This window comes from Vibrio sp. B1ASS3 (genome assembly GCF_905175355.1).
In the GTDB taxonomy this organism is placed as follows: Bacteria; Pseudomonadota; Gammaproteobacteria; order Enterobacterales; family Vibrionaceae; genus Vibrio; species Vibrio owensii.
Genome location: NZ_HG992743.1, coordinates 1,426,769 through 1,453,080, shown reverse-complemented (window position 1 = coordinate 1,453,080; position 26,312 = coordinate 1,426,769). Strand labels below are relative to the sequence as shown.

General features: G+C 44.5%; 23 protein-coding genes and 1 pseudogene. 16 read left to right on the top strand and 8 right to left on the bottom strand.

Annotated elements, in window-relative coordinates; all coding sequences use genetic code 11:
• Positions 1 to 32 precede the first annotated feature (32 nt).
• Positions 33 to 998 carry a TDT family transporter gene (locus tag KJB05_RS24810; protein WP_005435620.1) on the bottom strand — a complete coding sequence of 322 codons (966 nt, stop codon included), beginning with the start codon at positions 996 to 998 and terminating at the stop codon, positions 33 to 35.
• A gap of 211 nt (positions 999 to 1,209) precedes the next feature.
• The gene (clcA, locus tag KJB05_RS24805) at positions 1,210 to 2,616 is read right to left on the bottom strand and encodes a H(+)/Cl(-) exchange transporter ClcA (protein ID WP_005435622.1); all 1,407 of its coding nucleotides are present in this window, start codon (positions 2,614 to 2,616) and stop codon (positions 1,210 to 1,212) included.
• A 697-nt stretch (positions 2,617 to 3,313) separates the two neighbouring features.
• Between clcA and KJB05_RS24800 the strand changes: the two genes are divergently transcribed.
• Complete coding sequence (locus KJB05_RS24800) at positions 3,314 to 3,874, top strand: hypothetical protein (RefSeq protein WP_208444885.1); 561 nt, start codon at positions 3,314 to 3,316, stop codon at positions 3,872 to 3,874.
• 42 nt (positions 3,875 to 3,916) lie between these two features.
• Here the strand turns inward: KJB05_RS24800 and KJB05_RS24795 are convergent, their stop codons facing one another.
• Complete coding sequence (locus KJB05_RS24795) at positions 3,917 to 4,330, bottom strand: helix-turn-helix transcriptional regulator (protein ID WP_005435626.1); 414 nt, start codon at positions 4,328 to 4,330, stop codon at positions 3,917 to 3,919.
• A gap of 96 nt (positions 4,331 to 4,426) precedes the next feature.
• Here KJB05_RS24795 and KJB05_RS24790 point away from each other — a divergent pair, with 96 nt between their 5' ends.
• The 7 genes from KJB05_RS24790 (at position 4,427) to KJB05_RS24760 (ending at position 12,575) form a co-directional block, all read left to right on the top strand.
• A complete protein-coding gene (locus KJB05_RS24790) occupies positions 4,427 to 5,335 on the top strand; it encodes an aldo/keto reductase family oxidoreductase (protein WP_045412166.1) in 909 nt (302 codons plus the stop codon).
• 309 nt (positions 5,336 to 5,644) lie between these two features.
• Positions 5,645 to 6,649 (top strand): response regulator, encoded by a 1,005-nt coding sequence (locus tag KJB05_RS24785; protein ID WP_005425987.1) that lies wholly within the window; start codon positions 5,645 to 5,647, stop codon positions 6,647 to 6,649.
• The gene (locus KJB05_RS24780; RefSeq protein WP_005435629.1) at positions 6,649 to 7,089 is read left to right on the top strand and encodes a PAS domain-containing protein; all 441 of its coding nucleotides are present in this window, start codon (positions 6,649 to 6,651) and stop codon (positions 7,087 to 7,089) included. Before KJB05_RS24785 ends, KJB05_RS24780 begins: the two co-directional genes overlap by 1 nt.
• Positions 7,090 to 7,179: 90 nt before the next feature.
• Positions 7,180 to 8,715 (top strand): NAD(P)H-hydrate dehydratase, encoded by a 1,536-nt coding sequence (locus KJB05_RS24775; RefSeq protein ID WP_208444886.1) that lies wholly within the window; start codon positions 7,180 to 7,182, stop codon positions 8,713 to 8,715.
• 452 nt (positions 8,716 to 9,167) lie between these two features.
• Positions 9,168 to 10,211: a GMP reductase gene (locus tag KJB05_RS24770; RefSeq protein WP_208444887.1), complete on the top strand. Its 1,044-nt coding sequence runs from the start codon at positions 9,168 to 9,170 to the stop codon at positions 10,209 to 10,211.
• A 334-nt stretch (positions 10,212 to 10,545) separates the two neighbouring features.
• The gene (locus KJB05_RS24765) at positions 10,546 to 10,983 is read left to right on the top strand and encodes a BspA family leucine-rich repeat surface protein (protein ID WP_208444888.1); all 438 of its coding nucleotides are present in this window, start codon (positions 10,546 to 10,548) and stop codon (positions 10,981 to 10,983) included.
• 26 nt (positions 10,984 to 11,009) lie between these two features.
• On the top strand, positions 11,010 to 12,575 hold the full coding sequence (locus KJB05_RS24760) for a BspA family leucine-rich repeat surface protein (protein ID WP_208444889.1): 1,566 nt from the start codon (positions 11,010 to 11,012) through the stop codon (positions 12,573 to 12,575).
• Positions 12,576 to 12,650: 75 nt separating this feature from the next.
• On the opposite strand, the gene KJB05_RS24755 is transcribed toward KJB05_RS24760, so the two are convergent.
• Positions 12,651 to 13,568 (bottom strand): LysR family transcriptional regulator, encoded by a 918-nt coding sequence (locus tag KJB05_RS24755; RefSeq protein ID WP_208444890.1) that lies wholly within the window; start codon positions 13,566 to 13,568, stop codon positions 12,651 to 12,653.
• Positions 13,569 to 13,813: 245 nt separating this feature from the next.
• Between KJB05_RS24755 and KJB05_RS24750 the strand changes: the two genes are divergently transcribed.
• The 4 genes from KJB05_RS24750 (at position 13,814) to KJB05_RS24735 (ending at position 17,633) form a co-directional block, all read left to right on the top strand.
• A complete protein-coding gene (locus tag KJB05_RS24750) occupies positions 13,814 to 15,250 on the top strand; it encodes an amidohydrolase (RefSeq protein ID WP_208444891.1) in 1,437 nt (478 codons plus the stop codon).
• Between the two features lie 70 nt (positions 15,251 to 15,320).
• On the top strand, positions 15,321 to 15,956 hold the full coding sequence (locus KJB05_RS24745; RefSeq protein WP_208444892.1) for a TRIC cation channel family protein: 636 nt from the start codon (positions 15,321 to 15,323) through the stop codon (positions 15,954 to 15,956).
• Positions 15,957 to 16,094: 138 nt separating this feature from the next.
• On the top strand, positions 16,095 to 16,370 hold the full coding sequence (locus KJB05_RS24740; protein WP_208444893.1) for an ANR family transcriptional regulator: 276 nt from the start codon (positions 16,095 to 16,097) through the stop codon (positions 16,368 to 16,370).
• 216 nt (positions 16,371 to 16,586) lie between these two features.
• Positions 16,587 to 17,633 carry a hypothetical protein gene (locus KJB05_RS24735; protein WP_005435643.1) on the top strand — a complete coding sequence of 349 codons (1,047 nt, stop codon included), beginning with the start codon at positions 16,587 to 16,589 and terminating at the stop codon, positions 17,631 to 17,633.
• A 42-nt stretch (positions 17,634 to 17,675) separates the two neighbouring features.
• Here KJB05_RS24735 and KJB05_RS24730 read toward each other — a convergent pair whose 3' ends face one another.
• On the bottom strand, positions 17,676 to 18,812 hold the full coding sequence (locus KJB05_RS24730) for a hypothetical protein (RefSeq protein ID WP_208444894.1): 1,137 nt from the start codon (positions 18,810 to 18,812) through the stop codon (positions 17,676 to 17,678).
• A 183-nt stretch (positions 18,813 to 18,995) separates the two neighbouring features.
• Here KJB05_RS24730 and KJB05_RS24725 point away from each other — a divergent pair.
• A pseudogene (locus tag KJB05_RS24725) lies at positions 18,996 to 20,266 on the top strand (amidohydrolase family protein).
• A gap of 497 nt (positions 20,267 to 20,763) precedes the next feature.
• Here KJB05_RS24725 and KJB05_RS24720 read toward each other — a convergent pair.
• Entirely contained in the window at positions 20,764 to 20,925 is a 162-nt protein-coding gene (locus KJB05_RS24720; RefSeq protein ID WP_208444895.1) for a hypothetical protein, read from the bottom strand.
• Positions 20,926 to 21,161: 236 nt separating this feature from the next.
• Positions 21,162 to 21,482 (bottom strand): hypothetical protein, encoded by a 321-nt coding sequence (locus tag KJB05_RS24715; RefSeq protein ID WP_208444896.1) that lies wholly within the window; start codon positions 21,480 to 21,482, stop codon positions 21,162 to 21,164.
• A 206-nt stretch (positions 21,483 to 21,688) separates the two neighbouring features.
• Here KJB05_RS24715 and KJB05_RS24710 point away from each other — a divergent pair, with 206 nt between their 5' ends.
• On the top strand, positions 21,689 to 22,705 hold the full coding sequence (locus KJB05_RS24710; protein WP_208444897.1) for a diguanylate cyclase: 1,017 nt from the start codon (positions 21,689 to 21,691) through the stop codon (positions 22,703 to 22,705).
• On the opposite strand, the gene KJB05_RS24705 is transcribed toward KJB05_RS24710, so the two are convergent.
• Positions 22,702 to 23,622, bottom strand: a complete 921-nt coding sequence (locus KJB05_RS24705; protein ID WP_213053073.1) for an IS5 family transposase — start codon at positions 23,620 to 23,622, stop codon at positions 22,702 to 22,704. The two genes, KJB05_RS24710 and KJB05_RS24705, sit on opposite strands and share 4 nt — an antisense overlap.
• A gap of 609 nt (positions 23,623 to 24,231) precedes the next feature.
• Here KJB05_RS24705 and betI point away from each other — a divergent pair.
• Together betI and betB are read left to right on the top strand one after the other, a co-directional pair.
• Positions 24,232 to 24,831 (top strand): transcriptional regulator BetI, encoded by a 600-nt coding sequence (gene betI / locus KJB05_RS24700; RefSeq protein ID WP_199482764.1) that lies wholly within the window; start codon positions 24,232 to 24,234, stop codon positions 24,829 to 24,831.
• A 16-nt stretch (positions 24,832 to 24,847) separates the two neighbouring features.
• Entirely contained in the window at positions 24,848 to 26,308 is a 1,461-nt protein-coding gene (betB, locus tag KJB05_RS24695) for a betaine-aldehyde dehydrogenase (protein ID WP_208446134.1), read from the top strand.
• Positions 26,309 to 26,312: the final 4 nt, after the last annotated feature.

Sequence of the window (26,312 nt, the reverse complement as noted above, 5' to 3'; positions counted from 1 at the left end):
AAAGAAAACGACCTCGTAATGAGGTCGTTTTTTTATGTCTGTTTTGAAGGCGTTCTTACCAGTTCTGGCCAGTACATTTTTACATAACCAGCAGAAACCCAAACGACAAGCACAGTGGCAATGCTTAACTCTAGGAATCCAAAATCGTGCAACCAATGCCAGTGGGGATGAGACTCAGCAAAAAAGGTGGTGAGGCGATGCATCGCAATAGCACTAATAACGGAAGGGAAGGTCACGGCCGCAATAGATGGCTGGAACTTCAAACGCATTAAGCGGAAGTAACACAGGTAAATCAGCAACGTCATGGTGATTGCGATGCCTGCCAATGCGCCTGTCAGAATCGGGTCTGGTTCGCCAAAGTTGACCAAATATGCTGCTAAAGACAAGTTTACTGGTGCCGCCATGATCGCCAATGTTGGGCGTGCGCGGCGTGGCAGGGAACCAAAGAACACCAAGCGATATAGCACTAATGGCAACATGAAGAAGTAGATACCAATGCACATCATTGCCAAGGTTTCAGAAAACACATTATGGCCGAATTGAGAACCTGCGAGGGAAGAGCTGATCAAGCCAACAGGATATAAGAACCAACTTGGCACGATGTTCGACATCTTGAAGTTCATGATCTGGAAGCCAAAGAACAACACCATCATCGTAAAGTGAAGTAAGACCGCCACAAACCACAATGGATACGCAATAATTGGTGCTACTGCCGCAAGGTAGTCACACAGCACGAGTAAGGCCATGCTCATTGGAGCCATTAAACTACCACTTAGCGGGTGTTTGATGTCCGCCATAAACAGACGAGGGCTGGTGGCGTATTTTAGGAGAACTGGAGTGAGGAGCAATGCACCAAGTGCAGCAAGAAATGGTCTTATCGGTTCGCCAATGTCAGGAATGTATAAAGCCCAAGCTTGTCCAAGCCCTATCATACCCAGTGCCAAAGCCGCTTGCGAAGGCGGGACACTGTAAAACTGTACAAGTCTTCTCCAGTTCAAAACTACTCCGAGATTGGATGAATCACTCTAATTTGAGGCGAGAATACTAACAATATTCATGAGTCGTTACCCTTAAATATTATAAGTAAATATCAGAGAATGGGAATTTTGTGAGTTTGGTAGGGAAATTTTGTAGAGAGATGCAAAAACGCAGAATTACTGGCTCCAAACTAACATCTTATGTGGAAGATAATTTGGAGCCGATATTAAGTTAGGCTTGGTTTTCCGGTAGGTCTTGCTGACGTAGCTTGTCATTTTTAAGCGTACGATGTAGCAACTGGCTGTAAATCGGTTGCCCACCAAGTAACTGCGCTACGATTACCGCGCCTAAGCTAGTAATGATGAGAGGCAGAATTAAGTAGTAGTTATTTGTCATCTCGATAACCAGCAAGATGCCAGTGATTGGAGCACGCACTGTCGCTGCGAATAACGCCCCCATACCGGCAATGGCAAACACGCCAGGTTCAATCGTGAGAGAAGGCAATAACATGTCTGCACTTGCGCCAAACGCGTAGCCAAATAGCGTACCCAGCGCCAACATTGGTGCGAAGATACCGCCCGGAGCACCTGAACCAAAACAGAGTAAGGTTGTGATAACACGACCAACAAACAGCATCACCAAGATCGAGATTGAGTAGTTACCGTTGGTAATGTCCGGAATCAAACCAATACCACCACCAGTAAGTTGAGGAACATAAAGCAGTAGTAGGCCAAACACACCACCCAATACAGTGCCTGTGATTAGGTAGCGTTTACGGTCGTTTTTATGCAGAGCAACAAAGCTGTCTTGTGCGATAGTCACCAGCTTGTTGAAGATGACACCAAATACACCAAATAGAGAACCAAGCAATAGGAATAGCCATAGTGATTGTAACTCTGGCGATTGATACTGCGGCATGGTGATAACGGCGGCTTGGCCATTAATGGCGCGAAATACAATGTTTGCCATGATCGCTGAAATGATCACCGCTCGGATAGAAATCAACGAGTAGCGAAATTGAGGGCGCATTTCCTCAACCACAAACATAATGCCTGCTAATGGTGCGTTAAAGGCAGCAGCCAAGCCACCAGCAGCACCAGAAGCTAATAATGAGTGGCGTGTATCATCGTCTTTAATACGGAAGATGTCAGTGACCATACGACCAACGGCGCCGCCCATTTGTACAGTAGGACCTTCGCGACCTAAAACCATACCCGAACCAAGCGCACCCATACCGCCGAAGAACTTCACAGGGATGACTCGCCACCAGCGCACTGGACGAATGTTATCCATTGCACCTTCGATCTCAGGAATGCCTGAGCCAGATGCTTCAGGCGCAAAACGGTGAACAAGGTAGTAACCGATAAATGCCAAGGTTGCACTGATTAGAATCGCAGCAAGCCACAAAGGCAGTACGCTACCGATTTCGCTTTTTAACCACTCGGTACGAGTTTCTGAAACAAAGTGAACGGCAATTTCGAAGTAGGTGCCGACAAGACCTGCTAACGTACCAACGATCGCGGCCATAAAGAGGACGGAAAATGATGTTGGCGTTGACCCTCGAGAGACAAACTGGTTAATCGCATCTTTAGGTACGTGCGCTAACACAGATTTCACAATTCTCTCGCGTTTGGTCATTAACAGATTCTCCTAGACTACTAATTGGAAGGGACGAAAGAAATTATACGCTCACGAGAGTCTAGACCTAATCAATAAAGATGCAATTTAGCTTTCCACTATTGAGCAGTTCAAGCGTCTATTGTGCAAATATTGATAAATATTGTGCTATTGATCCCATATCTCACGCTATTTTTTTATCGAGTAACCTTGTTTTCTGAGCAAAATGAACCATGCTTTAAATGTAAAGCAACATGACTGCTTCAGAAGGAGGGATGTGAGGTTTTACACACAATTTGGATGGATTCAAACCCTACAGAAATTCCTCGTTATTTGTTCGGGATGCATCAATAGACTTCCCGATTCGCATACTCACGATTGAGTCACGAGGCAGAGGCGCACGCAAAAGTGCGCCTTTTTAATGCCTGTCTAAACTGCAAGCCTATTCACTACTTCGCCTATATAAGTGTTTGCACAGTTGTCTAATAATAACCGTATGAAGTGTTGATAAATATAAATGGTATGCTATTCTGCTATCTCGTAATGGTTCTCAGCGTGATGGACTACGCGGTTTATGCTTTATACAAAGATTGATGCGGGCTAGAAGGTCCGCTTTTTTTGTGTCTGAAATCCGACATAGTCACTTGCTTCTCGCTTTACTTACAGCAAAGATAAAGCTCTTTCATTCATCTTCTCGAGTCAAATCGATAGTACCCCTATGTTGCGTTTCTCATTGTTCCTGCTTCTTTCTTTAAGTTTGTTTTCTCATACCGCTAACGCACGAGATGCATGGTGGCAAATCATGTTATCTGAAGCGCCTGTCGCTGAGGTTCAACAAACCTTGCAAGAGGGTGGTGACTGGTACGGATGTGAGACGCAGGAAAGCGAAGGAGCATTATGCTTGGATGATTTTCATTATTACCATCAGCACCTTTACGGAGAAGCAACGATAGAAGAAAAAGCGATTCGTCTGAACTTTCTCACGGACTATCAACCTCAAAACTTGAGTGGTGTGATACTGAATCTGAGAAAAGATGGCTTGGTGATGAAGCGAATTAACATACAGGGCGAGCAGTACGATATAGCTGCGGCCTTAAAACAAAACTCGCCAGAAGCTGTCGACAAAGCTCTGATTCTGTTTATCAACCGCTACCCTCAGCAAGCGCCACGAAGTATTGATTGGGTGTTAGCTGAAGAGTTTGAATCGCCAACACCGAGAGTGCATGTCACGTTAAACAGTGATGGCGAAATGATTGAGCTTAAGGTTGAGCGCTTTTAAAGCGGAAGTTAAAGCGTCGCGATACAAACATCGTTTAAAGGCTTAGTTTTGCGCGGTCTTGTTTTCATCATGCAACGAAAGAAAGGTCGCCATCGCGGATTCATCCAAAAAACCATCTGACTTTTTGTGTGCTCGTAGGTACTGATAACCCGCTACCAACTTACGGTGCTTGGCTTCTTCCTCTTCTGATATCGTTCCATTCATCACGTGTTGGAACGCTAGTTTATAGGCCTCCATGTCCACGACTTCCGCTTGACGGTATAAATAGCCGCAACCTGTGGCTAACCATTCCAGTGAACAGTTGGCTCGCATGGCGATTTGATTCGCTTTAGCTAAGCTTGGTTCGCTGCCTTTGAGGTATTTGCGAATCAAAGCTTCAGAGACGTCCACACGTCGCGCAAATCCACTGATGCTTTCTTCGCCAATTAATGTCGCGAGTCGTTGGGCAAAAGACATATTTCGTACTCCAGTTCGAATTGCGAAAGTTTACCCGTTGAGCGAGCGGTAAAACAAGACTAGGATGAAAGCAGATTAAGAAAAGGAGATAAACCCATGGTTGCAAAAGTTGTGACTGCACCAAACGGTCCAGAGTTTTCTGAACTGGTACAAGGTTATTGGCGTGCAGTAGATTGGGGCATGACGGCGCAAGAGCGTTTGTCGTTCCTAAAGCAACACATTGAGTTAGGTATTACTACCGTCGATCACGCTGACATCTACGGTAACTACGAATGTGAAGCGCTGTTTGGTGAAGCACTCGCACTGGACAAAAGCGTTCGTGAGCAAATTCAGATCGTGACAAAGTGCGACATCAACTTGTGTGGTGACAAAACGCCAGAGCGTAAGATTAACCACTACGACACCAGTGCTGCGCACATCTATCAATCCGTTAACAACTCGCTTGAGCGACTAAAAGTCGACGAGATTGATGTTCTTCTTATCCATCGTCCAGACGTGTTGATGGATGCTGACGAGGTTGCAGAAGCGTTCTCTGAGCTACATAAAGTGGGCAAAGTTAAGCACTTTGGTGTTTCTAACTTCACGCCTCGCCAATTCGAGCTTCTTCAATCTCGTTTAAGCAAACCTCTTGTGACTAACCAAGTGGAAATCAACCCACTGAACTTTGAAGTGGCACACGATGGTACGCTAGACCTACTTCAAACGCATCGTGTTCGTCCAATGGCATGGTCATGTTTAGGTGGTGGTTCCATCTTTACTGGTGACACGGAGCAAGCGGTTCGTGTTCGTAACGAGCTAGAAGCTATCCGAGAAGAAGTGGGTGCAAACAGCATCGACGAAGTGATTTACGCTTGGGTACGTCGCTTGCCTTCTAAGCCGATGCCAATTATTGGTTCTGGTAAAATCGAGCGTGTGCATAGTGCAGTTAACGCGCTAAGCATTGAGCTAACTCGTGAGCAATGGTACCGAGTTTGGGTTGCATCAAAAGGTCACGGTGTGCCATAGAAAGCGACCAGTGAACAAAAGACTGAGGCACTCCAAAGAGGGTGCCTTTTTTACTTCTGTTTATCTTAAATGGCAGCAACTTTATAAACGCAACCCCTTGCGTATCAAGCCTTGTAGAACTTTTAATCATTCCTGACTGATGTCACTAAATGTATAGGGAATCGAACTTTTTCTTAGTTCATTGGTTCACTCAACTATTCATATTGCGTATGCTTACCCAGTAAACAAAAAACGAAGACTCTTAGTCTGTGTAGCAGTAACAATCTGGTAGAATCCCGCGCAGATTGTTGAATATTTAAAGGTGGTAGCATGTCTTTTCCTGTACTCATCTGTGATGATTCTGCGTTAGCACGCAAACAGATGGCAAGATCACTGCCAGCAACATTGAATGCAGACGTGACATTTGCCATCCATGGTAAAAATGCGCTTGAAGAGTTAGCGCAAAAAGAATTTAAACTGATGTTTCTTGACCTCACCATGCCAGAGATGGACGGTTTTGAAACATTAGAAAACATGAAACGCTTGGGCATTCAAACGCCCGTCGTGGTTGTGTCTGGTGATATTCAGCCAAAAGCAAAAGAGCGTGTGTTTGCTCTCGGTGCGAAAGCGTTTATTCAAAAGCCGATTGGTAAAGATGAGCTTAAAGCGACGTTAAAAGAGCTGATCGAACCAAATGATCGACCACAAGTCATCACACCGACGACCATAGAGTTGCCTATTCTCCGCCGTCGCGACATCTATATGGAAGTGGCGAACGTTTCTATTGGTCGTGCAGCGGATGCGCTCGCTCGACACTTTGATGTATTTGTTCAGCTTCCATTGCCAAACGTAAATATCTTTGAAGTCAGTGAACTGCACATGGCTTTGCGTGATCTCGCCTCTCACGACAATGTCTCTGGTGTTTGCCAAGGCTTTTGTGGTGAGGGTATTGCCGGCGAAGCGTTAGTGATCTTGAGCGACTCCAGTGTTTCTGATCTTAAGAAACTGATGAAGGTGCCAGCAGACAGCGAAGAGTTGGAAGAACTAGAGCTGTTGATGGACATTTCCAATATCTTGGTTGGATCATTCTTGAATGGTTTGGGCGAACAGTCTGAAGTCCGCTTTTTCCAGAGTTCACCAGTGCTGCTTGGTCAGCATATTTCCATCGATTCTATTATCGAGTCGACAACAGGTGCATTTAGCCGAACCATGACATTCGAGGTCAGCTACAACATTGAAGGCACCTCTATCCGTTGTGATCTACTGTTCATGTTTGTTGATGAGTCACTGCCGTTGCTGGATAACAAACTGTCGTACCTAATGGAGGATTTCTAATGCTGAACTTACCTGCAGAATTTGAACAATTCCATTGGATGGTCGACATGGTTCAAAATGTCGACATGGGCTTAGTTGTTATCGATAAAGATTACAATGTTCAAGTCTGGAATGGCTTTATGACTCACCACAGCGGTTTGCAATCTCACGAGGCAATTGGTCGTTCGATCTTTGATATCTTCCCTGAGATCCCGCAAGAGTGGTTCAAGTTGAAAACTAAGCCTGTTTACGATTTGGGGTGTCGAAGCTTTATCACGTGGCGTCAGCGACCGTATTTGTTCCGTTGCCGCAATGTTCGACCAGTGACGCAACAAGCAGAGTTTATGTACCAAAACGTGACGCTAAACCCAATGCGAACCCCAACAGGGAAAATTAACTCGCTGTTCTTGTCGATTCAAGATGCAACTGCCGAAGCCTTGATGTCGCAGCAGCAAAAATAAAGCTTGAGAAAATAAACACAGCAAAAGCCGAGGTTCGCCTCGGCTTTTTCGTATACTTAAATCGTGTCTTCTAAAACGCAGAATCTCAATATGGACTTTAATCTCGCCCTTAAGCTCTACACCGCAGAGCAAGTCAGAAACGGAGAAATACTCGCCGCTCAAATGGCAGGCGTCTCAATGTACAGCCTAATGCAGCGTGCAGGGATGGCGGTATACGAACGATTTCTTCATCTTTACCCAAGGGCGCGAACCGTGCTGGTGGTCTGCGGCAAAGGCAATAATGGTGGCGACGGATACGTGTTTGCCACGCTTGCCAAACAGGTACAGTTGAATGTTCGTGTCTTCCAGCTAGGCGACATCACATCATTGAAAGGGGATGCGTTGCGAGCGTTTGAAGATTGGCAATCTGTGGATGGCGAGAATAGCTCTTGGGATGATTGGCACACTGCACTTTTAGAGGCGGATGTGATCATCGATGCCATGCTTGGTACAGGGCTTTCTGGTGAAGTAAGGCATGAGTATCGTCGCTACCTTGATCAAGTTAATCAAATTCATTGTCCAGTCATCTCAATCGATATTCCTTCGGGGTTAAGTGCAGACACTGGTTCCGTGCTCGGAGATGCCATACAAGCGGATCATACGGTGACCTTTATTGGTGTGAAGCAAGGTTTATGTACAGCGCAGGCGAGAGACTACGTTGGTGAGCTGCATTTTTCTGGTTTAGGTGTAAACGTTGAGTTCGAGTCGATTGAGGAAGAAAGTGCCTTGGGCGTCGATCATCAAATCATCAAAAGGCTACGACCAAAAAGAAAAGCCACAGCCCACAAAGGGAATAATGGCAAGCTCTTATGTGTAGGCGGTAATCAAGGCATGTCTGGCGCCATTCGTTTGTGCGCCTCAGCCGCAGCAAGAACAGGGGCAGGGTTAACCGCCGCTCTCACACACCCAAGCTCATTGTTGCCATTGCAAGTTGGCTCGCCAGAAGTCATGAGTCAGGCTATTACGCTTGATGAGTTAAAAGAGGCAGATAACGAACTGATTAAACGGACACGTTGGGCGAATGTCTTGGCTTTCGGTCCCGGTTTCGGTGAGGATGAATGGGCGCATCAAGCCTATCAATACTTATCTCAGCAGCACAAACTGAAAGTCGTTGATGCCGACGGGTTGAACATTCTTGCGATGCTGAATCAGCGTAATGACGTCGTGGTTTTACGAGATGAGCAACGCATTATGACGCCACATCCAGGAGAGGCAGCACGTTTACTTAATGTCTCTACAAAGGACATAGAGCAAGATCGCTTTGCCGCAGCAAGACAACTTCATGAACGTTATGGTGGTGTTGTAGTCCTTAAAGGGGCGGGTACACTTATCTATGATGGTGTGAGAATGTACGTTTGTCTTGCCGGAAATCCGGGAATGGCCAGTGGCGGTATGGGGGATGTGTTATCCGGTGTAATTGCCGCACTGCTTGCCAAAGGGTTACCTATTGCTGTTGCTGCACGTTTGGGAGTGATGCTCCATAGTCACGCTGCGGACATTAATGTTCAACAAAAAGGCGAAATTGGGTTATTAGCAAGTGACGTTATTGAATCACTTCGATGCGCTATAAACGTTACAGAGAGCTAGTGCGTGCTTGATACACTCAAAAAGTGGCAGAAAAGTGATGTGGAGCGTGAAAAAAATTAGAAAATTATTCTTGTACAAACCGACTAATAAGTATCGTTTGGTGTAATTTTGACCGTTTATGAGGGGTTGAACGGTAAAATTCCCGTTGTTTAACGCAAAGGTTTGCGCAAAGGATTAAATAGAGGGTGGATTTAACTGTTTGATATTGTTGATAAAGTTATGGTTTGGGAGAGTGGTGAGGTGTTTTTGATATGCGATTTCCAAGATGGTATCACAAAAAAAATTCAAATATCAGACTTGTAGGAAATAAATCACGACCTATAATGCTGAAAACCGGAGCGTCTGCCAACGCTCCGGTTTTTTTGTGTCCGAAGAACAGTGAACTCGTCTGCCAACGACTTCACTACGCACTCTGAGATGACACATATACTTATGAATCAAGGAATTACACAATGCGTATCGAACAAGAACTTAAGTTAGGTTTCAAAGATGTACTGTTTCGCCCGAAACGTTCAACCCTTAAGAGCCGTTCTCAAGTAAATTTAACCCGCGATTTTACATTCAAGCACAGTGGCCGTCAATGGTCTGGTGTACCTGTAATTGCGGCGAACATGGATTCGGTTGGTAGCTTCGCAATGGCGAAGGCACTAGCAGAGCATGGTGTAATGACCGCTGTTCACAAACACTACACAGTAGAAGACTGGGCAGAGTTTGCGAAAACAGCTGACAAAACAACGCTAAACAACGTTATGGTGTCTACGGGTACGTCTGATGCAGACTTCCAAAAAACCAAAGATATCATGGCGATCTCTGATGAGTTTATCTTCATCTGTATCGATATCGCGAACGGTTACTCAGAGCACCTAGTCGAGTACGTACAACGTGTACGTGCTGCATTCTCAGACAAAGTTATCTCTGCAGGTAACGTAGTAACTGGCGACATGTGTGAAGAGCTAATCCTAGCGGGTGCAGACATCGTTAAAGTGGGTATCGGCCCAGGTTCTGTATGTACTACACGTGTTAAAACAGGTGTTGGTTACCCACAACTTTCTGCAATCATCGAGTGTGGTGACGCTGCACACGGCCTTGGCGGCATGATCATCGGTGACGGTGGCTGTTCATGTGCGGGTGATGTTGCAAAAGCATTCGGCGGCGGCGCTGACTTCGTAATGCTAGGCGGTATGCTAGCAGGTCACGAAGAGTCAGGCGGCGAAGTGATCGAGCAAGACGGCAAGCAGTTCATGAAATTCTATGGAATGTCGTCGAAGAGCGCGATGGACAAGCACTCTGGTGGTGTTGCTGGCTACCGCGCAGCTGAAGGTAAAACCGTACTTCTACCATTCCGTGGCAGCGTTCACGGTACTATCCAAGACATCCTTGGCGGTGTTCGCTCAACATGTACATACGTAGGCGCAGCAAAGCTTAAAGAGCTAACCAAGCGTACTACGTTCATCCGCGTACAAGAGCAAGAAAACAACGTATTCGGTAAAGAATAAGCTTTTCTGAAATACAACGAAATAGATAAAGAGCCGCAGTTTGCGGCTCTTTTTTGATCAAAAACGAAATGCCTAAAAGTACGTGTACTGATACGGTGAATAGTCGTTAATTAAGTAAAGGTTGGAAAATACACTGATGATATTCAGCACAATTATCGGAACGTCTCACAAAGTTCTCTCTTTATAATGAATTCTGTTATTAATGTGAGGTATTTATTGGGCTAAAGAATGCATTTTTATTGATTTAGTTAATTTAAAGCCTCTATTAGTGAAACTGACAAAATTGCTTTTTATATGATCGAGATTCGTTTTATAAGACACGGATATCTTAATCATGAAGCTACGTTCGATTATTTCCGCCTGCGCGCTACTAAGTTGTAGCCAAGCCTATGCTAGTGAGCCTGAAACAGTCACCTGTGAGTCCAACAAACCAGGAACCGTGATGGTTCAAGAAGATGAATTGTTTGTGGTCGTCAATGACACGCTAATCCGCAATTCAGACTACTGGCAAAACTTTCTGGATGGCAACATTTTGCTCTGCACCACTCACGTAACAGACATGAGTGACCTGTTCGCTAAAGACAAATACTTCAATCAAGACATCAGCCGCTGGGATACTTCCCGTGTTACTAACATGGACCGTATGTTCTCCGGCGCTAAGCGCTTTGACCAAGACTTAACCCACTGGAACGTCAAGCGCGTCTCACGCCATATCGATTTCGCCAAAGGCAGTGGCCTGTCTGAAGATAACCTTCCAACTTTTTCTAAATAACGTCTATTCAACCCTAGGAAAATACAATGAAAAGAACCATAACCTCACTTCTAGTGGGCGCAGCCGCGCTTGCCAGTCAAACCGTTTTTGCTGCTGATATCTCAGTAAAATGCCCTGACCAACCTGTTAACTCCGTGATGTTTGAGAATGGCAAAGTTTATATAGTGGTGGATAACACTCTAATCAAAAATAAGACTTTGTTAGATAATTTAGAGCAAGGTCATATCCGCTTGTGCACCACACAGGTGACGGATATGACTTATGTATTTCAAAGTCGTAAAACGTTTAATGCTGATATTAGTGATTGGGATACATCGAATGTTACACGTATGAGTGGGATGTTTTTCGAAGCTAATGCTTTTAACCAAGATATAGGCCACTGGGATACATCGAACGTCACTCATATGAGTTCAATGTTTTCGGGGGCTGAAGCTTTTAACCAAGACATAGGCTACTGGGATACATCGAACGTCATTTATATGAGTTCAATGTTTTCGCGTGCTGAAGCTTTTAACCAAGATATCGGGCACTGGGACACATCGAATGTCAAAGGAATGCGCCAAATGTTTGATGGTGCTGAAGCTTTTAACCAAGATATAGGCCACTGGGATACATCGAAAGTAAAAGATATGACAGAGGTGTTTTATAACGCCAAAGCCTTTAACCAAAATATAGGCCATTGGGATACGTCGAATGTGACGGATATGGATAGAATGTTTTATGGAGCTCAGGCCTTTAACCAAGATATAGGTTATTGGGATACGTCGAATGTAACATCTATGTGGCGTATGTTTTGGCAAGCTGAAGCTTTTAACCAAGATATCGGACGCTGGGATACATCAAAAGTAAAAAATATGAGTGGCATGTTTAGATTTGCCAAAGCCTTTAACCAAGATATCGGGCATTGGGATACATCGAATGTGACGGATATGCTCCATATGTTTGTGGGTACAGAAGCCTTTAACCAAGATATAGGTAACTGGGATACATCGAATGTGACGGATATGGCTGGAATGTTTAATGAAGCCCAGGCCTTTAACCAAGATATAGGCAATTGGGATACATCGAATGTGACGGGTATGGCTTTTATGTTTACAAGTGCCAGAGCGTTCAATAAAGATATAGGCCGTTGGGATACATCGAATGTGACGGATATGGCTGGAATGTTTTGGGAAGCCCAAGCCTTTAACCAAGATATAGGTAATTGGGATACATCTAATGTCAAGGATATGGGTAGTATGTTTAGTAATGCCAAAACCTTTAACCAAGATATAGGTGATTGGGATACTTCGAATGTGACGGGGATGGGAGGGATGTTTGATACAGCCAAAGCCTTTAACCAAGATATAGGTCATTGGGATACATCGAATGTGACCAATATGAATGAGATGTTTGCAGGCGCTTCTTCGTTTAATCAAGATATTAGCCATTGGGATACGTCGAATGTAACATTTATGTGGCGTATGTTCTCTGGTGCTGCTGAAATGAGCCGTGATTTAACCAGCTGGAATGTAAGCAATGTAACTGAGCATACTGACTTTGCGAAAGATAGCGGTCTGACTGAAGAACAGCTGCCGTATTTTGTAGACTGATTCCCGTTTCGGTCTAACTAAACAAAAGCCAGTGTTGATGGATTCAACGCTGGCTTTTTTGTTCCTGTATTTTCTTTACACATGATTCAGTTGCACTGCTTTAAAATGGTCGATGTAATCATCTACTGCTTTAAGTACCGACTTTTTGATTTCAAGAATTTGCTTAGAGTGCGGATTCCACAAAGCAAAAGAGAATTTTAGTCCATGCTTGAGTTCTCGAGGTTTAAGTGGCTGCAAGTTTTCTGTGACGTATTGAGACTCTGAAAGCACCTTTGGTAACCATGCCCAGCCTAAGCCACATTGAATGAGTTTGATCGTGAGTGCGAGTTGATCAACTTCTTCGTTGTCTGCCGATACAATGAGTTTTTCTTTTAACCCTTCATGCACAAATGCTCTAAGAACAAATTGTCTGGTAGTTCTGAGCGCATTTAATACTTCATCATCTGGCAATTGGGTGAGGGGACTGCCTTTTTTAACGAACGGCAAAAATTCCATATGACCGATAAAGGTAGCGTCTTTACCATACATTCCTTTGCCTTGATCAATGTGTACTAAACCAAAATGAATATCGCCATTATTAATACCCTCCTCAACTTCCGCTTTTGTTTTTACTAGAAAATTCACCTTCATATTCGGGAAGTCGTTAGCAAGCTGCATTCGAATGGTCGCGAGCATCCCGTGGGGCACAACGCTTGAGTGGGCAAAGGTGATTCCCTCCAATCCTCCATAGGCCAAGCTAAGGGCGATTTTGTCGAAGGTGTCAGATTGCGCAATCGTTGCTTTGGCGTAATGGTAGAGCAAGTGCCCTTCTTCGGTTGGTTCGACATTACGACCAATTCTCTCAAACAGTTCTACCGCGAGAATATCTTCCATGTTGGCGATCACTTGGCCTGTTGTCGTGCGATGTTTACCGAGTTTGGCTGCTGCTTTGCTAAAGGATCGCTCTTCGTACACCGTCACAAATGCCAGTAACTGTTCAATGCTGGTGCTCATATTGGATACTTCCTTTTCCTCGATGTCGCCTATCTAAAACCTATCACTACGCTTATAAACTGCCATTTATGAAGCTTATTGCTGTGACGCAGTCGAGTTAATTTGGACGGATAACATCCGTCATAACGCATTTATTGCGTTTTAAATTCATCGCTAATATGGACTGCATCAACACGCAGGACATGGCGATGAACCAATGGTGCTGCGAATTATTTCCATATCAAATCACCAATAAGGTAAACACAATGACTGATTACACCAATATTGACCGCGAAGTAGAGCAACTATCAGAGGTTATTTGGGGAATGGCATCTCAGGTCTGGGATTATGCAGAGCTCAGCTACGAAGAGTTTGAAAGCTCGGCGTTAGAAAGCTCTGTTCTTGAAGCGCATGGTTTCACTATTGAACAGCGCAATATTGCTGACCTAGCAACATCGTGGGTGGCGACGTGGGGGCAGGGCAAGCCTGTGGTTGGCTACCTTGTCGAATTTGACGCTTTGCCAGATTTGGGCAATGACACGGTTCCTCACAAAACACCGGCTAAAAGCGGCAACACAAATGGTCATGGTTGTGGTCATAACCTAATTAGTTCTTCTTCAATTGGTGCTGCAATTGCACTCAAGCAACATATGGATAAAGAGGGCATTCAAGGCACAATCAAGGTTTACGGCTGTCCTGCAGAAGAATCACTAAATGGTAAGAACTACATGGCAGCGACTGGTGTGTTTGATGAGCTTGACGTATGTCTGCATAACCACCCAGCTATGGTGAACGCGGCAGTAAACTTCCATTCTACCGCTTCTATCGATCTTATCGTCGAGTGGCACGGTGTCACGGCGCACGCTGGTGCTGCTCCTTGGGACGGCCGAAGCGCGCTTCATGCTGCGGAAGTATTTATTGTTGCGGCCAACATGATGCGAGAGCAATTGGAGCCAACAGGTCGCCTCCATTATCAGATCCTTAATGGCGGTTCGGCTGTGAATGTGGTGCCTGACTATGCAAAAGTGTTAGTGCGTTACCGAGGCAAAAGCGCGGAGAATGTTCGTCAACACAAAGCGTGGTTAGAGGACATTGCAAAAGGTGCGGCATTGGCGACTCAAACCACAACGGAGGTGACCAACCTAGGCGGTATCTACGACTGTTTGCCAAATGATGTATTAGCTAGCTCTATCACCGAGCATCTGAATCGTTATTTTCCATTGAGTTGGACGCAAGAGGAGCAAGAATTCGCTAAGAGCATTCAACGAGAAATGGGTAAGCCTGAAGACGGTTTAGCGACCGATGTGATGGATGTACCACAAGGTATTGAAGTCGGTGGCTCAACGGATGTTGGGGATATTAGCTGGAATGTTCCAACAATGGGAATTGTTTACGCGGCTTGGCCTTTGCATATTCCACCACATCAATGGGGTTGTACGGCTTGTAACGGTATGAGTATTGGTCAGAAAGCAGGGCTGAATGCGGCACACGTCCTTGCAGCACAAGGGTTAGAGTTGATGATAAATACTGATTTATTAAAACAAGTTAAAGCAGAATTTGAGAACAAAAAAGCGGGTCGTGAGTATGTTTCATTGAACGACACCGTGACGAACCCACGCGGCATACTTAATGATGAGCAAGTTCATCACTATGAGTGTTGCCTACACACTGCGCTAGAACATTTAGGCGTGTGTCACCACTAATGACAATGGCGGGTGAGGCCAATCTTCACCCGAAATCCTTCCTATGTTTTGCTGGCGAGAGAGTGTGGACATGTTTATTACGACAGTTTTTTTGATTGAGACCATTACGGTTCTCGGTACGGCTTCTTTTGCTTTGTCAGCAGTTTTTGCTGCAAGTGAAAAGAAAACCGATGTTTTTACCGTGCTGGTTTTAGCCGTCACCACCGCTGTTGGAGGGGGCACCATACGAGACTGTATGCTAGATGTTCCGGTATTTTGGTCTCAAGATATTTATCTCGTCTGGATTGCCATAGCGAGTGGCTTGATTGGATTTATTTGCTTTCCTCTCATAAAGAAAAATTGGATGAATAAAGTCAATCTGTATGTCGATTCTGTAGCGTTAGCAATGTTCTCAATTCAAGGAACAGAAAAAGCGTGGAGCTTAGGTTTTGGTTTACCCGTTGCTCCTATTCTCTTGGGAGTAATTACTGCGGTAGGTGGTGGGATAGTCAGAGACGTTTTGATTCAGCGTCCAACCCTGTTTTTATCTAAAGAGCTTTACGCTATTCCTGTGGCGATAGGTTGTACAATGCACGCAATTGTCTTGTCTTTTGTGCCGCAGTTTGCTGACTTCAGTGCGGTGGGGGCAATCGTCTTGGTGATATACATGCGTCACCTTACTATCAACAAACATGTTCAGGTTCCAAGTTGGGCGATCATGAGATAACCACGTTCGCGTAGAGTTTGTCATTCGGTCTAAAATCATAAAAGTTGCATTGTTGAAGCTAAATCTTTCGCGAATGCTATTTATGGCCCTTATCCATTCCTTAAGATGACTTTTTGTTACTGGCTCACGGAGGAAAATGTGCCTAATAAAGATTATCTTGAGTTGGCGAAACAAGCGGCTGCAAATGAAAGGGAATATGAGTGGGGATTGGCGTGTGAGTTTTGGCTCGCTGCTGCAACAAAGGCTCCGGAAAATAGTAGCAATAAGCATTGGGCGTTGTTGCGGTCGGACTTCTGCCGAGGCCGTACTCGAGAAAATGGATTTTACTTTCCATCGGAACCTACTACTCAAATCAGGGAGAGTAAAATTGCAATGAGTAGTCTCTCATCTTTCAGAGGAACGGTGTTTAGTTAAATACCCTTTAAAAAATAATCAAAAACGACACGGAACGAGTCTCTCATGTTTTCTGTGGTTCTCTATATGCCGTCAGAAAATTCTGAGAGTGGTGCGAGCATATATCTAAAAAAGATAAAATTAAATAACCTCCTTTAATAGTTAGCTGCATTATTCAATAAAGAGCATCAATAGAAATGCTCTGTAGGAGTAATGCGATATCTGTTCTAAATACTCATGTCAGTAATGGATATTTTAATTGAAAGGGGGAGTCATATGGCGTATTGCTTTAAAGACGAGTTAAGTCGTTGGGTTGAAACGAGAGGCATTTCTCGAAAAGATGTTATTGCTTTACTGCAAAACAACTATTACGAAGAGTTCAAAGGATTAGACTCGATTACCTTGAGTCGGTGGTTTACTGGTAAAAGCGTGCCACCAATCTACAAACAACTCTATATCGCAAAGTGCTTGGAAATGGACTTAGTACAAGTGCTATCACGGATGGATCTATCCAAAGTTCGTTATTCCAACAAGCATGATGTCGTGATCAGTACTTTGGTAAAAGCCCTTGATTTTTCAATATCGAACCTGTCATACCGAAAGGTGTCAGGACCGCCAAGGAGCGAGATCAAGTCGTTATCTTTAAATGAATACGCGGATATGTTTAAAGAGTTTAATCATAATATATCGCCTTTGGTGCGTTTTTATCGGGATCTGCAAGACAAAGGCAATGATGTTAAATATCAATGCGTTTTGATTAAAAACGAACAAGAGGCCATTGTTGGTCATTGGTATGGCATCGTCAATATTGATGGAATTAATGGTCTTCCTTCCTTTATTAATATCCCTCAGGAAGAAGCGGAAAAAAGTTGTCTCATTGGTGTCGGATACTATACAAGTTCCGCTCATTATTTTGAGTTGATTGTTCAAGCACTCTGTTATTACTTAATTCGTTATTCAAGTAAGAAAGATTATGCTTACTTCTTTGTTGTTGATTTTCAACCGTTGGTCGCTTTCAGTAAGTTAGTCTTTAATGCTGAAGAGGTAAAATACTACCCACCAAAAGAGAAGGGCAGTATGGGTGTTTACTTACTAAGGCATAATATAATCAAGTCGATATCTAACCCTGTCCTATTGAAGAAGGTGAAGGAAAAGCTCGAATGTTTGGCGAACTGTGAGCTTGAATGTAACTTGTGTAATCTGCGTGATTTTAGGAGGGCTGAATCTTCCGACATCGCTAGAGTACCTACCGTAGATATGATCGAAACTAGAAATCATGCTTAGATTACAGTGAACTAAGAGCCGACAACCGCGGCTCTTAGTTTGTCAATCAATGCAGGACAGTAACTCTTCATCGGTTAGATAGCGGTGACCTTGGCCAAGCCCCGATATCTTTTTAAACATCAATGCCCTTTGTGTTCCTTCACAAAAATCTTTTTCACTGAAGCATGTACCACCAAGGAACACATAGCGACCTTCGCAACCCGTATCGTGGTTCGGGTTGGATATCGGAGTTGATATTTCGGCGCTGACACCGTCTACGATACACGCGACTTTACCTTTTACGACACCGATTATGCGTTTTACTCGATGCGCTTTTTCCCCGCACTTCCATGCTTGGCGAGTTCCCCATTCATAACCATATTTTTCTTTGCCTTTCTGAATATGAACAATGAGGTTTAAGTTCTTTTCCGCTGAATCAATGGGAGCTTGTACGACTTTTTGTGACGGCGTCGTTTGAACAACAGATAAAGGTGCATCACAGTTTAGGTATTTAATTGGGTTTGCTGCGCCTTGAGGGAAGTACGAAGAAATGGCTTTATAGCGAAGCTGTTCTCGAACAGCGTCACTCGCTAACTCACCAATAAAACCCCAACGTTCTTTTCCTTCAATATCGACAGGATACCAAGACTGAATTTTGTAAACTTCGCGAGTTAAACCACGATAGGTAGCGACTGCGTAAGTTGCTCTATCACGCTTGCTGCCAATGACCCAAGCTTCTCGGGTTGCGTCATAAAGTTCTTCTTGCGTAATTTCGCGATAGTACTTTCTATTGATGTTTATCAGTACGATCGGTAACGAAGTGTCTAGTGGGTCAGCACTATACATAGCGATAATCTCATCAGTCGTTTTGATGCCAAAATCGCTAGAGTAATGGCCTCCCTGTGAGTTAGACAGGTTGGTTAAGCCTATAAAATCGATTAATGCTGCTTCGACTTCAAATGCGGCAACTTCTTCTAATCCATGCCTTAAGACATAGTGCTCTACTTTGTAGCCTGCACTTAAAATGCTTCGTATAGTGTCAAGTTTGTCGCTTGAGCTTTCACTTTCTAATGCACATTCTGCATGGTTAAAGATTCGATTACCTTTGCCTTTACCAACGTAGAACACCTTGCCGTCACGCGGGTCTCGTAAGAAGTAGACATAGTATTTCAGTTGTTCAATGACAGATTGAGAAAACATAACGGGGATTATCCGCACAATAGGTTAATAAGAGTGGTCATGCATATTTAAATGGCGACGGAATCTATCACGAAAACTTACTTAAGTCTTGAATGATTTGACTGTCGCGAAATGGCAATTCTATTTCCGGGTCACTCGATATGATGCACCTGTATTGAGACAACTGACTCGGAGATAGAAACCATGAGTATCGTAATTAAAAATGCAAACGTGTTTAACGGTGTGGATGAGCAACTTCTGAAGAACGTGGACCTTCTGATTGAAAACAACTTAATCACACAAATCGGGAAAGTGGATGACTCGAATGCTGAGCAAATCATCGATGCCGAAGGCAAAACGGTGATGCCTGGTCTGATTGATGCGCACGTACACATCACGCTGTCAGCACCATTTAATGTGATTGACACCATGACACGTGAAGAAGTCGCGATTCGATCAGCGAAAATCTCAGAAGAGATGTTGATGCGCGGTTTCACGACCATTCGTGATGTGGCAGGTAACACACTAGGTTTGAAAAACAGCATCGATAATGGTTATGCAAAAGGTCCGCGAATTTTGCCTTCAATGGCAGCCATCTCGCAAACGAGTGGTCATGCAGACTATCGCCAAAACCAAGCTCAAGAGCGTTTAGCGAATGGCCACGAAGATTCGCCAATGATGAAGCTAGGCGCGATGAAAGTGGCAGATGGTCGTGCAGAAGTATTAAGAGCCGTTCGTGAACAGTTATTTAAGGGCGCGTCACAAATCAAAATCATGGCTGGTGGCGGTGCGTCTTCTACCTTTGACCCACTTGATACGCTGCAATACACGCTTGATGAGATGAAAGCAGCGGTAGAAGCAGCGAGCGACTATGGTACTTATGTCGCGGCACACATTCATACGCCAGATGCGATGCGCAGAGCTGCTGAGGCAGGCGTGATGTCGTTCGAACACGCAACGATTATGGATGACGATATCGCTCAGACGATTAAAGAAAAAGGCATTTGGGTGATCCCTTCATACTTTACATCCTCATTAATCGCCGAGCGCAAAATCCCACTACCGAATGAGGAAACTTACCGTAAAACCGAACGCGTAGGTAAAGCGATGTTTAAGTCTGCTGAGCTAATCAAGAAGTACGATATTCAGAACCTTGCGTTTGGTACAGACTGCGTTGGTGAGACAAATGTTCATGCAACACAGCTAAATGAACTGGGAGCGATTGAGAAAACGTTCGATACCATCACGGCACTTCGTATGGCAACGTCAAACTGTGGTCGTTTGTTCGAGATGTCCACTTACCAACACCCATACCAAGAAGGTAAGTTAGGTCAAATCGTGGAAGGTGCTTACGCTGACTTGTTGATCGTCGATGGCAACCCTCTAGAAGGTGTGGAATGTGTGGCAAACACAGAGACACAGAGACACAGAAGTTGATCATGAAAGACGGTGTCGTGCACAAGAACACGCTATAAGTCATTACACATCCCAATCAAAGGCGCTCACTGAGCGCCTTTTTTGCGTATTAAGAAAAGTGAAGCTCAACTTGCGAACAGTTTTTAGACTCAACCTTAACCCAGCTCTAAAGCAGTCAAACCTTCCTACCAATATCGTCACAAGATCATCTCATGTTGAGATCTAAAGCCCCTTGTTAGTCTTTTTAGACTGCCTATCCAGAGTGCCTCAGCATGCTTCTAGCATTGAGTTTTTCATTAACCTAGCTCCCTATAAAGAAAAGGAAAGCGCTTCAAATTGTTCAGCATAGGAGCAAATAAGAGGTACCGTTTCTCTTCTTAATTTTTTCATAACCTGCATTGGTTAACTGTGTTCTGAGCGCCAAGTGCAAAGAAGGAGCGAGGAGAAAGAAGGGTGCGATAGGGAATTGAACTTGGGGATAGGACATATAAAAAACCGCACCTTGAAAGGCGCGGTTCTAGTTAAAAGTAATGTGACAGAGTGAGTTCGAATCAGCTTACTTCATCACATAGCGGTAAGTTTTGATTGCCAACCAAGCAAAGGCTTTGAATAAAATTTTTATGGTCTTGAAGGCAACTTTACCAATAGTCAGCATCAGCTCACCAGCAACGGTTAGACAAGTGTGTAGATCAGTTTGTTTGTACTCTGCGTAAGTCATGTTGGTCTCTCATTTTTTAAGTGGGGGACTCCTGTCGCTCAATGCATACCCTGTAGCGGTATAGTAGAAATAAGCGTGAATGGGGACTTACCATTTGGCGCCACTTTGCACGTAAAGATAAAAAAGTAATATCAATTTGAATGGCTATAAATAGCTGGGGTGAATTTGTAATGAGTGGATTAAAGATACAAAAAAGCCACCACTAAACAGTGATGGCTTTAAGGAATCTGGTTCGATTAGTATTTTACAAACAACATCTTTCTTAAGCTATTGCATCGTGATTTATCCAGTGGGTCGCCAAGATATTCTCCATCTTCAGCGGCTTTCTTCATTACTAGGGCTCTTGCTCGGTCACCGCTGTCTAGGTCTTGATACTTTTCCATTGTTTTCAGCTTCAATAAACGGTATTTCGATTTATCTTTACCAGAGGCGACGCGATCGTAGCAGTAACTCATCGCTCCTGCATTTGCGCCAATCTTGCTTGCGTCGGTAATCGCATAAGCGTTAAAACCAATAGTGCTTGTAAGTAAAATCAAAAGGGCATTACGTGCTTTCATTTCTCTTTCCTAATTCAATCAAGTTGATGAATAAGATAAAGGGCAACGACGTCTAAAAATTGCCATTAAGCGACATTTACGAAGAAACGAATAGCGATGACGGTTTGTCAGCGGCATGTCAGTGATCAGGGTGTGGCGCAAAGTGGTAAATCTTAACAACCTGAATTCAATAACCTTTGCTCATCGAGTTATTCGGAGCACGCATTATGAATGCGAGAAAATTTACTAACGATACCAAGCGCAAGTTACTTCCGTTTGTTTACCTATTGACACTGACTGGCTGGGGGATTTACACGCTCACACATGATTACAGTTGGCAGGCATTGTTGCTGTTCGTCATCGGTTTATTGATGGTATTGCGCAACTACCACTTAGAAAGTGAACGCATTGACGAAAAGATTGCGAGTATTGCGGCGCATTCAGTGACTGGGGTGGTGATTCTTAATCAGCATCAGCGTATCGATTTTGCGAATAAAAGTTTTGCAAAGTTAATTGGTTATACCCGTAATCAACTGAATGGTGAAAACCTTTCTTTATATGGCTTTAGCGCTCTCAATAACGCATTTGGGAAGCTAGGAGCGAAGGCGCATTGGAAGGGCGAGATCGATATCATCAATCGTTTTGGAGATCGTTTAACACTCGACACTCATGTCACCCATTATCAAATGGGGATGGGAATGAGCGCCCGCTACGTAGTGAGCTTCCGAGATATAAGCCGCCGCGTTCGTCTAGAGAACAAACTAAAAAAGCTAGCAGAAAAAGACTCGCTGACGGGGTGTTGGAACCGCCGTCGTTTTGATAAAGAGCTTGCCCGCTATGCAAACATCGCGGATCGCTATGGAGCTTCGAATACCACACTTGCGATTCTCGATATTGATCACTTCAAGCAAATTAACGATCAACATGGCCACGATGTTGGGGACGAAGTGCTCAAAGAACTGGGGAGTTTGATGCAGGAGCAGAGTCGAGAGACCGACATTATCGCTCGCGTTGGTGGAGAAGAGTTCGCGATCATTATGCCGGAAACCACCACGCGCAATGCGTTTGAAGCAATATATCGACTTAAAGAAACCATCCATTCCCGAAGCACATTAGGTATTACGATCAGTAGTGGTATTACGTTAATAAATCGCTCGGTAGAGCAGAGTTATCGGAGGGCAGACCAGGCTTTGTTGCTTAATTCGGTGAGAAGACATGGCAGTCCCATGTTGAACGCTTCTTAAACAACATACTGAGTTTCAGGCATACCAAGCCCTGTTAGCTTGTTCAGCGCTTTGATCATGGCATAAGTTTCGCCAACCTGAGCGTTGTAGTTTCTTAAGCTTAATTTTCCACCTAACAACTGTTTCACCCGATGCATTGTTGTCTCTGATAGTGAGCGCTTATGATAGCCATACCGCTTTTTCCACTTCTCGTTGGAACCGTAGAGCTTCTGGCAACCTACTGCTAAATTTCGAGGGTGTCCTTGCTCCCAGAAGGCTGCCCCTTCTCGTGGCGGAATGAGCGGAACTGCTCCCTTGATTCGTATAGCATCGTGACAACTCCTTGTGTCATAAGCACCATCACCTGATATCTCGATGATTTTACGACGTGTCTGCTTGAGTAAGTTGGGGAGCACTTCGGCATCGGTTACGTTCGATAAACTCAGCTCTGCTGCGATTATCTCGTGGGTGCTCGTATCTACTGCGATATGCAACTTACGCCATACTCTGCGCTTCCCATCAGTACCATGCTTCTTAGCCTTCCATTCACCTTCGCCATAAACTTTGAGGCCAGTGGCATCAATTGCCAGGTGTTGTATCGCACCTCTGGTTTTAGTTTTAAATGAAATCTCAACTTCCTTGGCTCGACGGCTTATACAGGTGTAGTGTGGACAAACTAGCGGGATATTAGCTAGCTTAAATACAGAGTCTAGAAAACCTTGTAGCGCTCTCAATGGCATAGAGAAAATGCGTTTCACCATCAGTGCAGTAGTAATGGCTAAGTCGCTGAACCGGCGAGGTCTACCACGCTTGCCTTGTTTGTTTTGTTTCCACTCAGCTATCGTTTCCTCATCAATCCAAAAGGTCAGAGAACCACGGTTGATTAAGGCTTTGTTGTACTGCTTCCAGTTAGTTGTTTTGTAACGAGGTTTAGGCATGAGGCTACGACGATTGATGGGTGTAGCCGATCAGATCGTAGCTTCTAGATTTAGTTCCATCGATTTAAGCAACAAAGCCGGCAGACCAAGCACTTTATCGAGCAAAAACACTGGGTCGAAATCGAGTATGCAGTTGTGACGAGCAAGCGAATCAATTTGCAGTAGAAGTGAGGGGAGAAGCGATCCAGTGAACCCATTTGAAAAAAGGGGAAAGAAAGGTGGGGTTTGTTTACATTTGATAACAAGTTGAGTGAAGGGGCAGCATTCTTGATTGATTAAGTTCTTTGAAATTGCAATGTGTAATAAATATTTGATGTCAATGCTATTTGGTTTGGTTGTGATTTTGCATGGTACTGCATAGTCGAGGTGTTTAAGTAAGTAAATGTTGTGTTTTTGTTTTTAAGTGCATGATTATTAATTGCTTAACTTTTGATTTTTAGAACGGTAAATCTGTCTTTATCTCTATTTTATAGATGTTTTAATAATGATTGTTGTCGAAATAATTCGGCTGTTACTGTCATTTTTTTAGATAATTAGTTTGAGTTCGAACTAAATTTGAGGCATTTTATATTTAACTAACCGTTCAATTAAAAATAACAAGGATGCAAAATGCCCAAGGTTGGGATGCCTGAAATCAGAAAACCGCAGCTGGTCAAAGCGACGATGTCGGTCATCGACAGAGTTGGTTTACACGCTGCGAGTATCTCGTTGATCAGCAAAGAAGCAGGGGTATCAACGGGGATCATTAATCACTATTTCGGTGGAAAGCACGGTCTGTTAGAAGAAACCATGCGTGAGATCCTGCGTCAGCTTTCTGCCACCATCAAAGAGAACCTAAGCCAGCTGCCAGCTGATGCGCATCATCAACGTATTAATGCCATCATCGACGGCAACTTTGTGGGTTTTCAAGCCGAGAACCAAGTGGCAAAAACTTGGTTGGCATTCTGGTCTTACTCCATGCATGACGTGCAACTCAAACGTCTGCAACGAGTGAATGAACGACGACTCCTTTCTCATCTAAAAAAAGAATTAAAAGCTTTGCTGGATCAAGACCAAGCAGAGCTAGTAGCGCATGGTATTGCGTCACTGATTGATGGCATTTGGCTGCGCGGAACGCTCAACCCGCAAGGCATCGATGCCGAGAAAGCTCGCGTCATCATTAACGACTATCTCGACAAACAACTCACGTTCTACTCAAAACAAAAATAAAGAGTCAAACCTTCAAATGGATATGAAAGCACACTACATCGATGGTGCCATGCACCTAGGATGCTCAGAAGAACACTTCACCACATACAATCCCACCAATGGTGAGCCGCTTGCGAATGTGAAGCTGGCTAACCAGCAAGATATGCAAGCGGCAATTGAATCTGCCAAGCGCGGTTTTGCGATTTGGTCTGCCATGACGGCGACAGAACGCAGTCGCATTTTGCTTAAAGCGGTGGCGCTACTTCGTGAAAGAAACGATGAACTGGCGGCGCTAGAAGTTGCGGATACAGGCAAACCAATTCAAGAAGCGAATTGTGTAGACATTGCAACGGGCGCGGATGTGATCGAGTACTACGCAGGTCTTGCGCCTAGCATGCATGGCGAACAGCAACCGTTGAATGAATCACAGTTCTTCTACACTCGCCGTGAGCCTCTGGGTATTTGCGCGGGCATAGGTGCGTGGAACTACCCAATTCAAATCGCGATGTGGAAATCTGCCCCTGCACTTGCTGCGGGTAATGCGATGATCTTTAAACCATCAGAAGAAACCCCGTTAACCGCACTCAAACTGGCAGAAATCTACAGCGAAGCGGGATTGCCAGATGGTGTGTTCAACGTCATTCAAGGTGATTACCGAGTAGGGCAGATGCTCACCGCACATCCTGACATCGCTAAAGTCTCTTTCACGGGTGAATCGGGTACGGGCAAAGTCGTGATGGGTGACAGCGCCGCGACGCTGAAGCAAGTCACAATGGAGCTTGGCGGTAAGTCTCCAATGATCATTTTTGATGATGCCAAGCTAGACGATGCGGTTTCTGCTGCAATGGTTGCAAACTTCTACACCCAAGGTGAGGTTTGTACACACGGTACTCGCGTGTTCGTTCATGAAGGTATTTATGACGATTTCGTCGCTCAACTTAAGAAGCGTACTGAACTGCTGGTGGTTGGCGATCCGCTTGATGAGCACACCCAAATTGGCGCGCTAATTTCCAAAGAGCACGAATCAAAAGTCCTTTCCGCAATTGAACAAGCGAAAGCATGCAAAGCAACGCTACTAACCGGCGGCTACAAAGTCACAGAAAACGGTTTGGCGAGCGGCAATTTTGTTGTGCCAACGGTTTTCACTGATTGCGAAGACGACATGCCGCATGTGCAGCAAGAGATCTTTGGTCCCGTAATGTCAGTGCTTAAGTTCAGTGACGAAGACGAAGTGATTGCTCGTGCTAACAACACCGATTACGGACTTGCAGCGGGCGTGTTCACGCAAAACCTCTCCCGTGCACACCGCGTCATTCATCAAATCCAAGCAGGAATCTGTTGGATTAACACCTGGGGTGACTCTCCTGCTGAAATGCCCGTTGGCGGTTACAAACTGTCTGGTATTGGACGTGAGAACGGCGTTGAAACCCTTAAGCATTACACCCAAACCAAGAGCGTGCTAGTGCATTTGGGTGATTTCGACAGCCCTTACGCGTAATCAG

Coding starts and splice junctions, on each gene's coding strand:
- clcA (WP_005435622.1), bottom strand. CDS start 2,616: ATGACCAAACGCGAGAGAATTGTGAAATCTGTGTTAGCGCACGTACCT.
- KJB05_RS24800 (WP_208444885.1), top strand. CDS start 3,314: ATGTTGCGTTTCTCATTGTTCCTGCTTCTTTCTTTAAGTTTGTTTTCT.
- KJB05_RS24795 (WP_005435626.1), bottom strand. CDS start 4,330: ATGTCTTTTGCCCAACGACTCGCGACATTAATTGGCGAAGAAAGCATC.
- KJB05_RS24790 (WP_045412166.1), top strand. CDS start 4,427: ATGGTTGCAAAAGTTGTGACTGCACCAAACGGTCCAGAGTTTTCTGAA.
- KJB05_RS24785 (WP_005425987.1), top strand. CDS start 5,645: ATGTCTTTTCCTGTACTCATCTGTGATGATTCTGCGTTAGCACGCAAA.
- KJB05_RS24780 (WP_005435629.1), top strand. CDS start 6,649: ATGCTGAACTTACCTGCAGAATTTGAACAATTCCATTGGATGGTCGAC.
- KJB05_RS24775 (WP_208444886.1), top strand. CDS start 7,180: ATGGACTTTAATCTCGCCCTTAAGCTCTACACCGCAGAGCAAGTCAGA.
- KJB05_RS24770 (WP_208444887.1), top strand. CDS start 9,168: ATGCGTATCGAACAAGAACTTAAGTTAGGTTTCAAAGATGTACTGTTT.
- KJB05_RS24765 (WP_208444888.1), top strand. CDS start 10,546: ATGAAGCTACGTTCGATTATTTCCGCCTGCGCGCTACTAAGTTGTAGC.
- KJB05_RS24760 (WP_208444889.1), top strand. CDS start 11,010: ATGAAAAGAACCATAACCTCACTTCTAGTGGGCGCAGCCGCGCTTGCC.
- KJB05_RS24755 (WP_208444890.1), bottom strand. CDS start 13,568: ATGAGCACCAGCATTGAACAGTTACTGGCATTTGTGACGGTGTACGAA.
- KJB05_RS24750 (WP_208444891.1), top strand. CDS start 13,814: ATGACTGATTACACCAATATTGACCGCGAAGTAGAGCAACTATCAGAG.
- KJB05_RS24745 (WP_208444892.1), top strand. CDS start 15,321: ATGTTTATTACGACAGTTTTTTTGATTGAGACCATTACGGTTCTCGGT.
- KJB05_RS24735 (WP_005435643.1), top strand. CDS start 16,587: ATGTCAGTAATGGATATTTTAATTGAAAGGGGGAGTCATATGGCGTAT.
- KJB05_RS24730 (WP_208444894.1), bottom strand. CDS start 18,812: ATGTTTTCTCAATCTGTCATTGAACAACTGAAATACTATGTCTACTTC.
- KJB05_RS24720 (WP_208444895.1), bottom strand. CDS start 20,925: ATGACTTACGCAGAGTACAAACAAACTGATCTACACACTTGTCTAACC.
- KJB05_RS24715 (WP_208444896.1), bottom strand. CDS start 21,482: ATGAAAGCACGTAATGCCCTTTTGATTTTACTTACAAGCACTATTGGT.
- KJB05_RS24710 (WP_208444897.1), top strand. CDS start 21,689: ATGAATGCGAGAAAATTTACTAACGATACCAAGCGCAAGTTACTTCCG.
- KJB05_RS24705 (WP_213053073.1), bottom strand. CDS start 23,622: ATGCCTAAACCTCGTTACAAAACAACTAACTGGAAGCAGTACAACAAA.
- betI (WP_199482764.1), top strand. CDS start 24,232: ATGCCCAAGGTTGGGATGCCTGAAATCAGAAAACCGCAGCTGGTCAAA.
- betB (WP_208446134.1), top strand. CDS start 24,848: ATGGATATGAAAGCACACTACATCGATGGTGCCATGCACCTAGGATGC.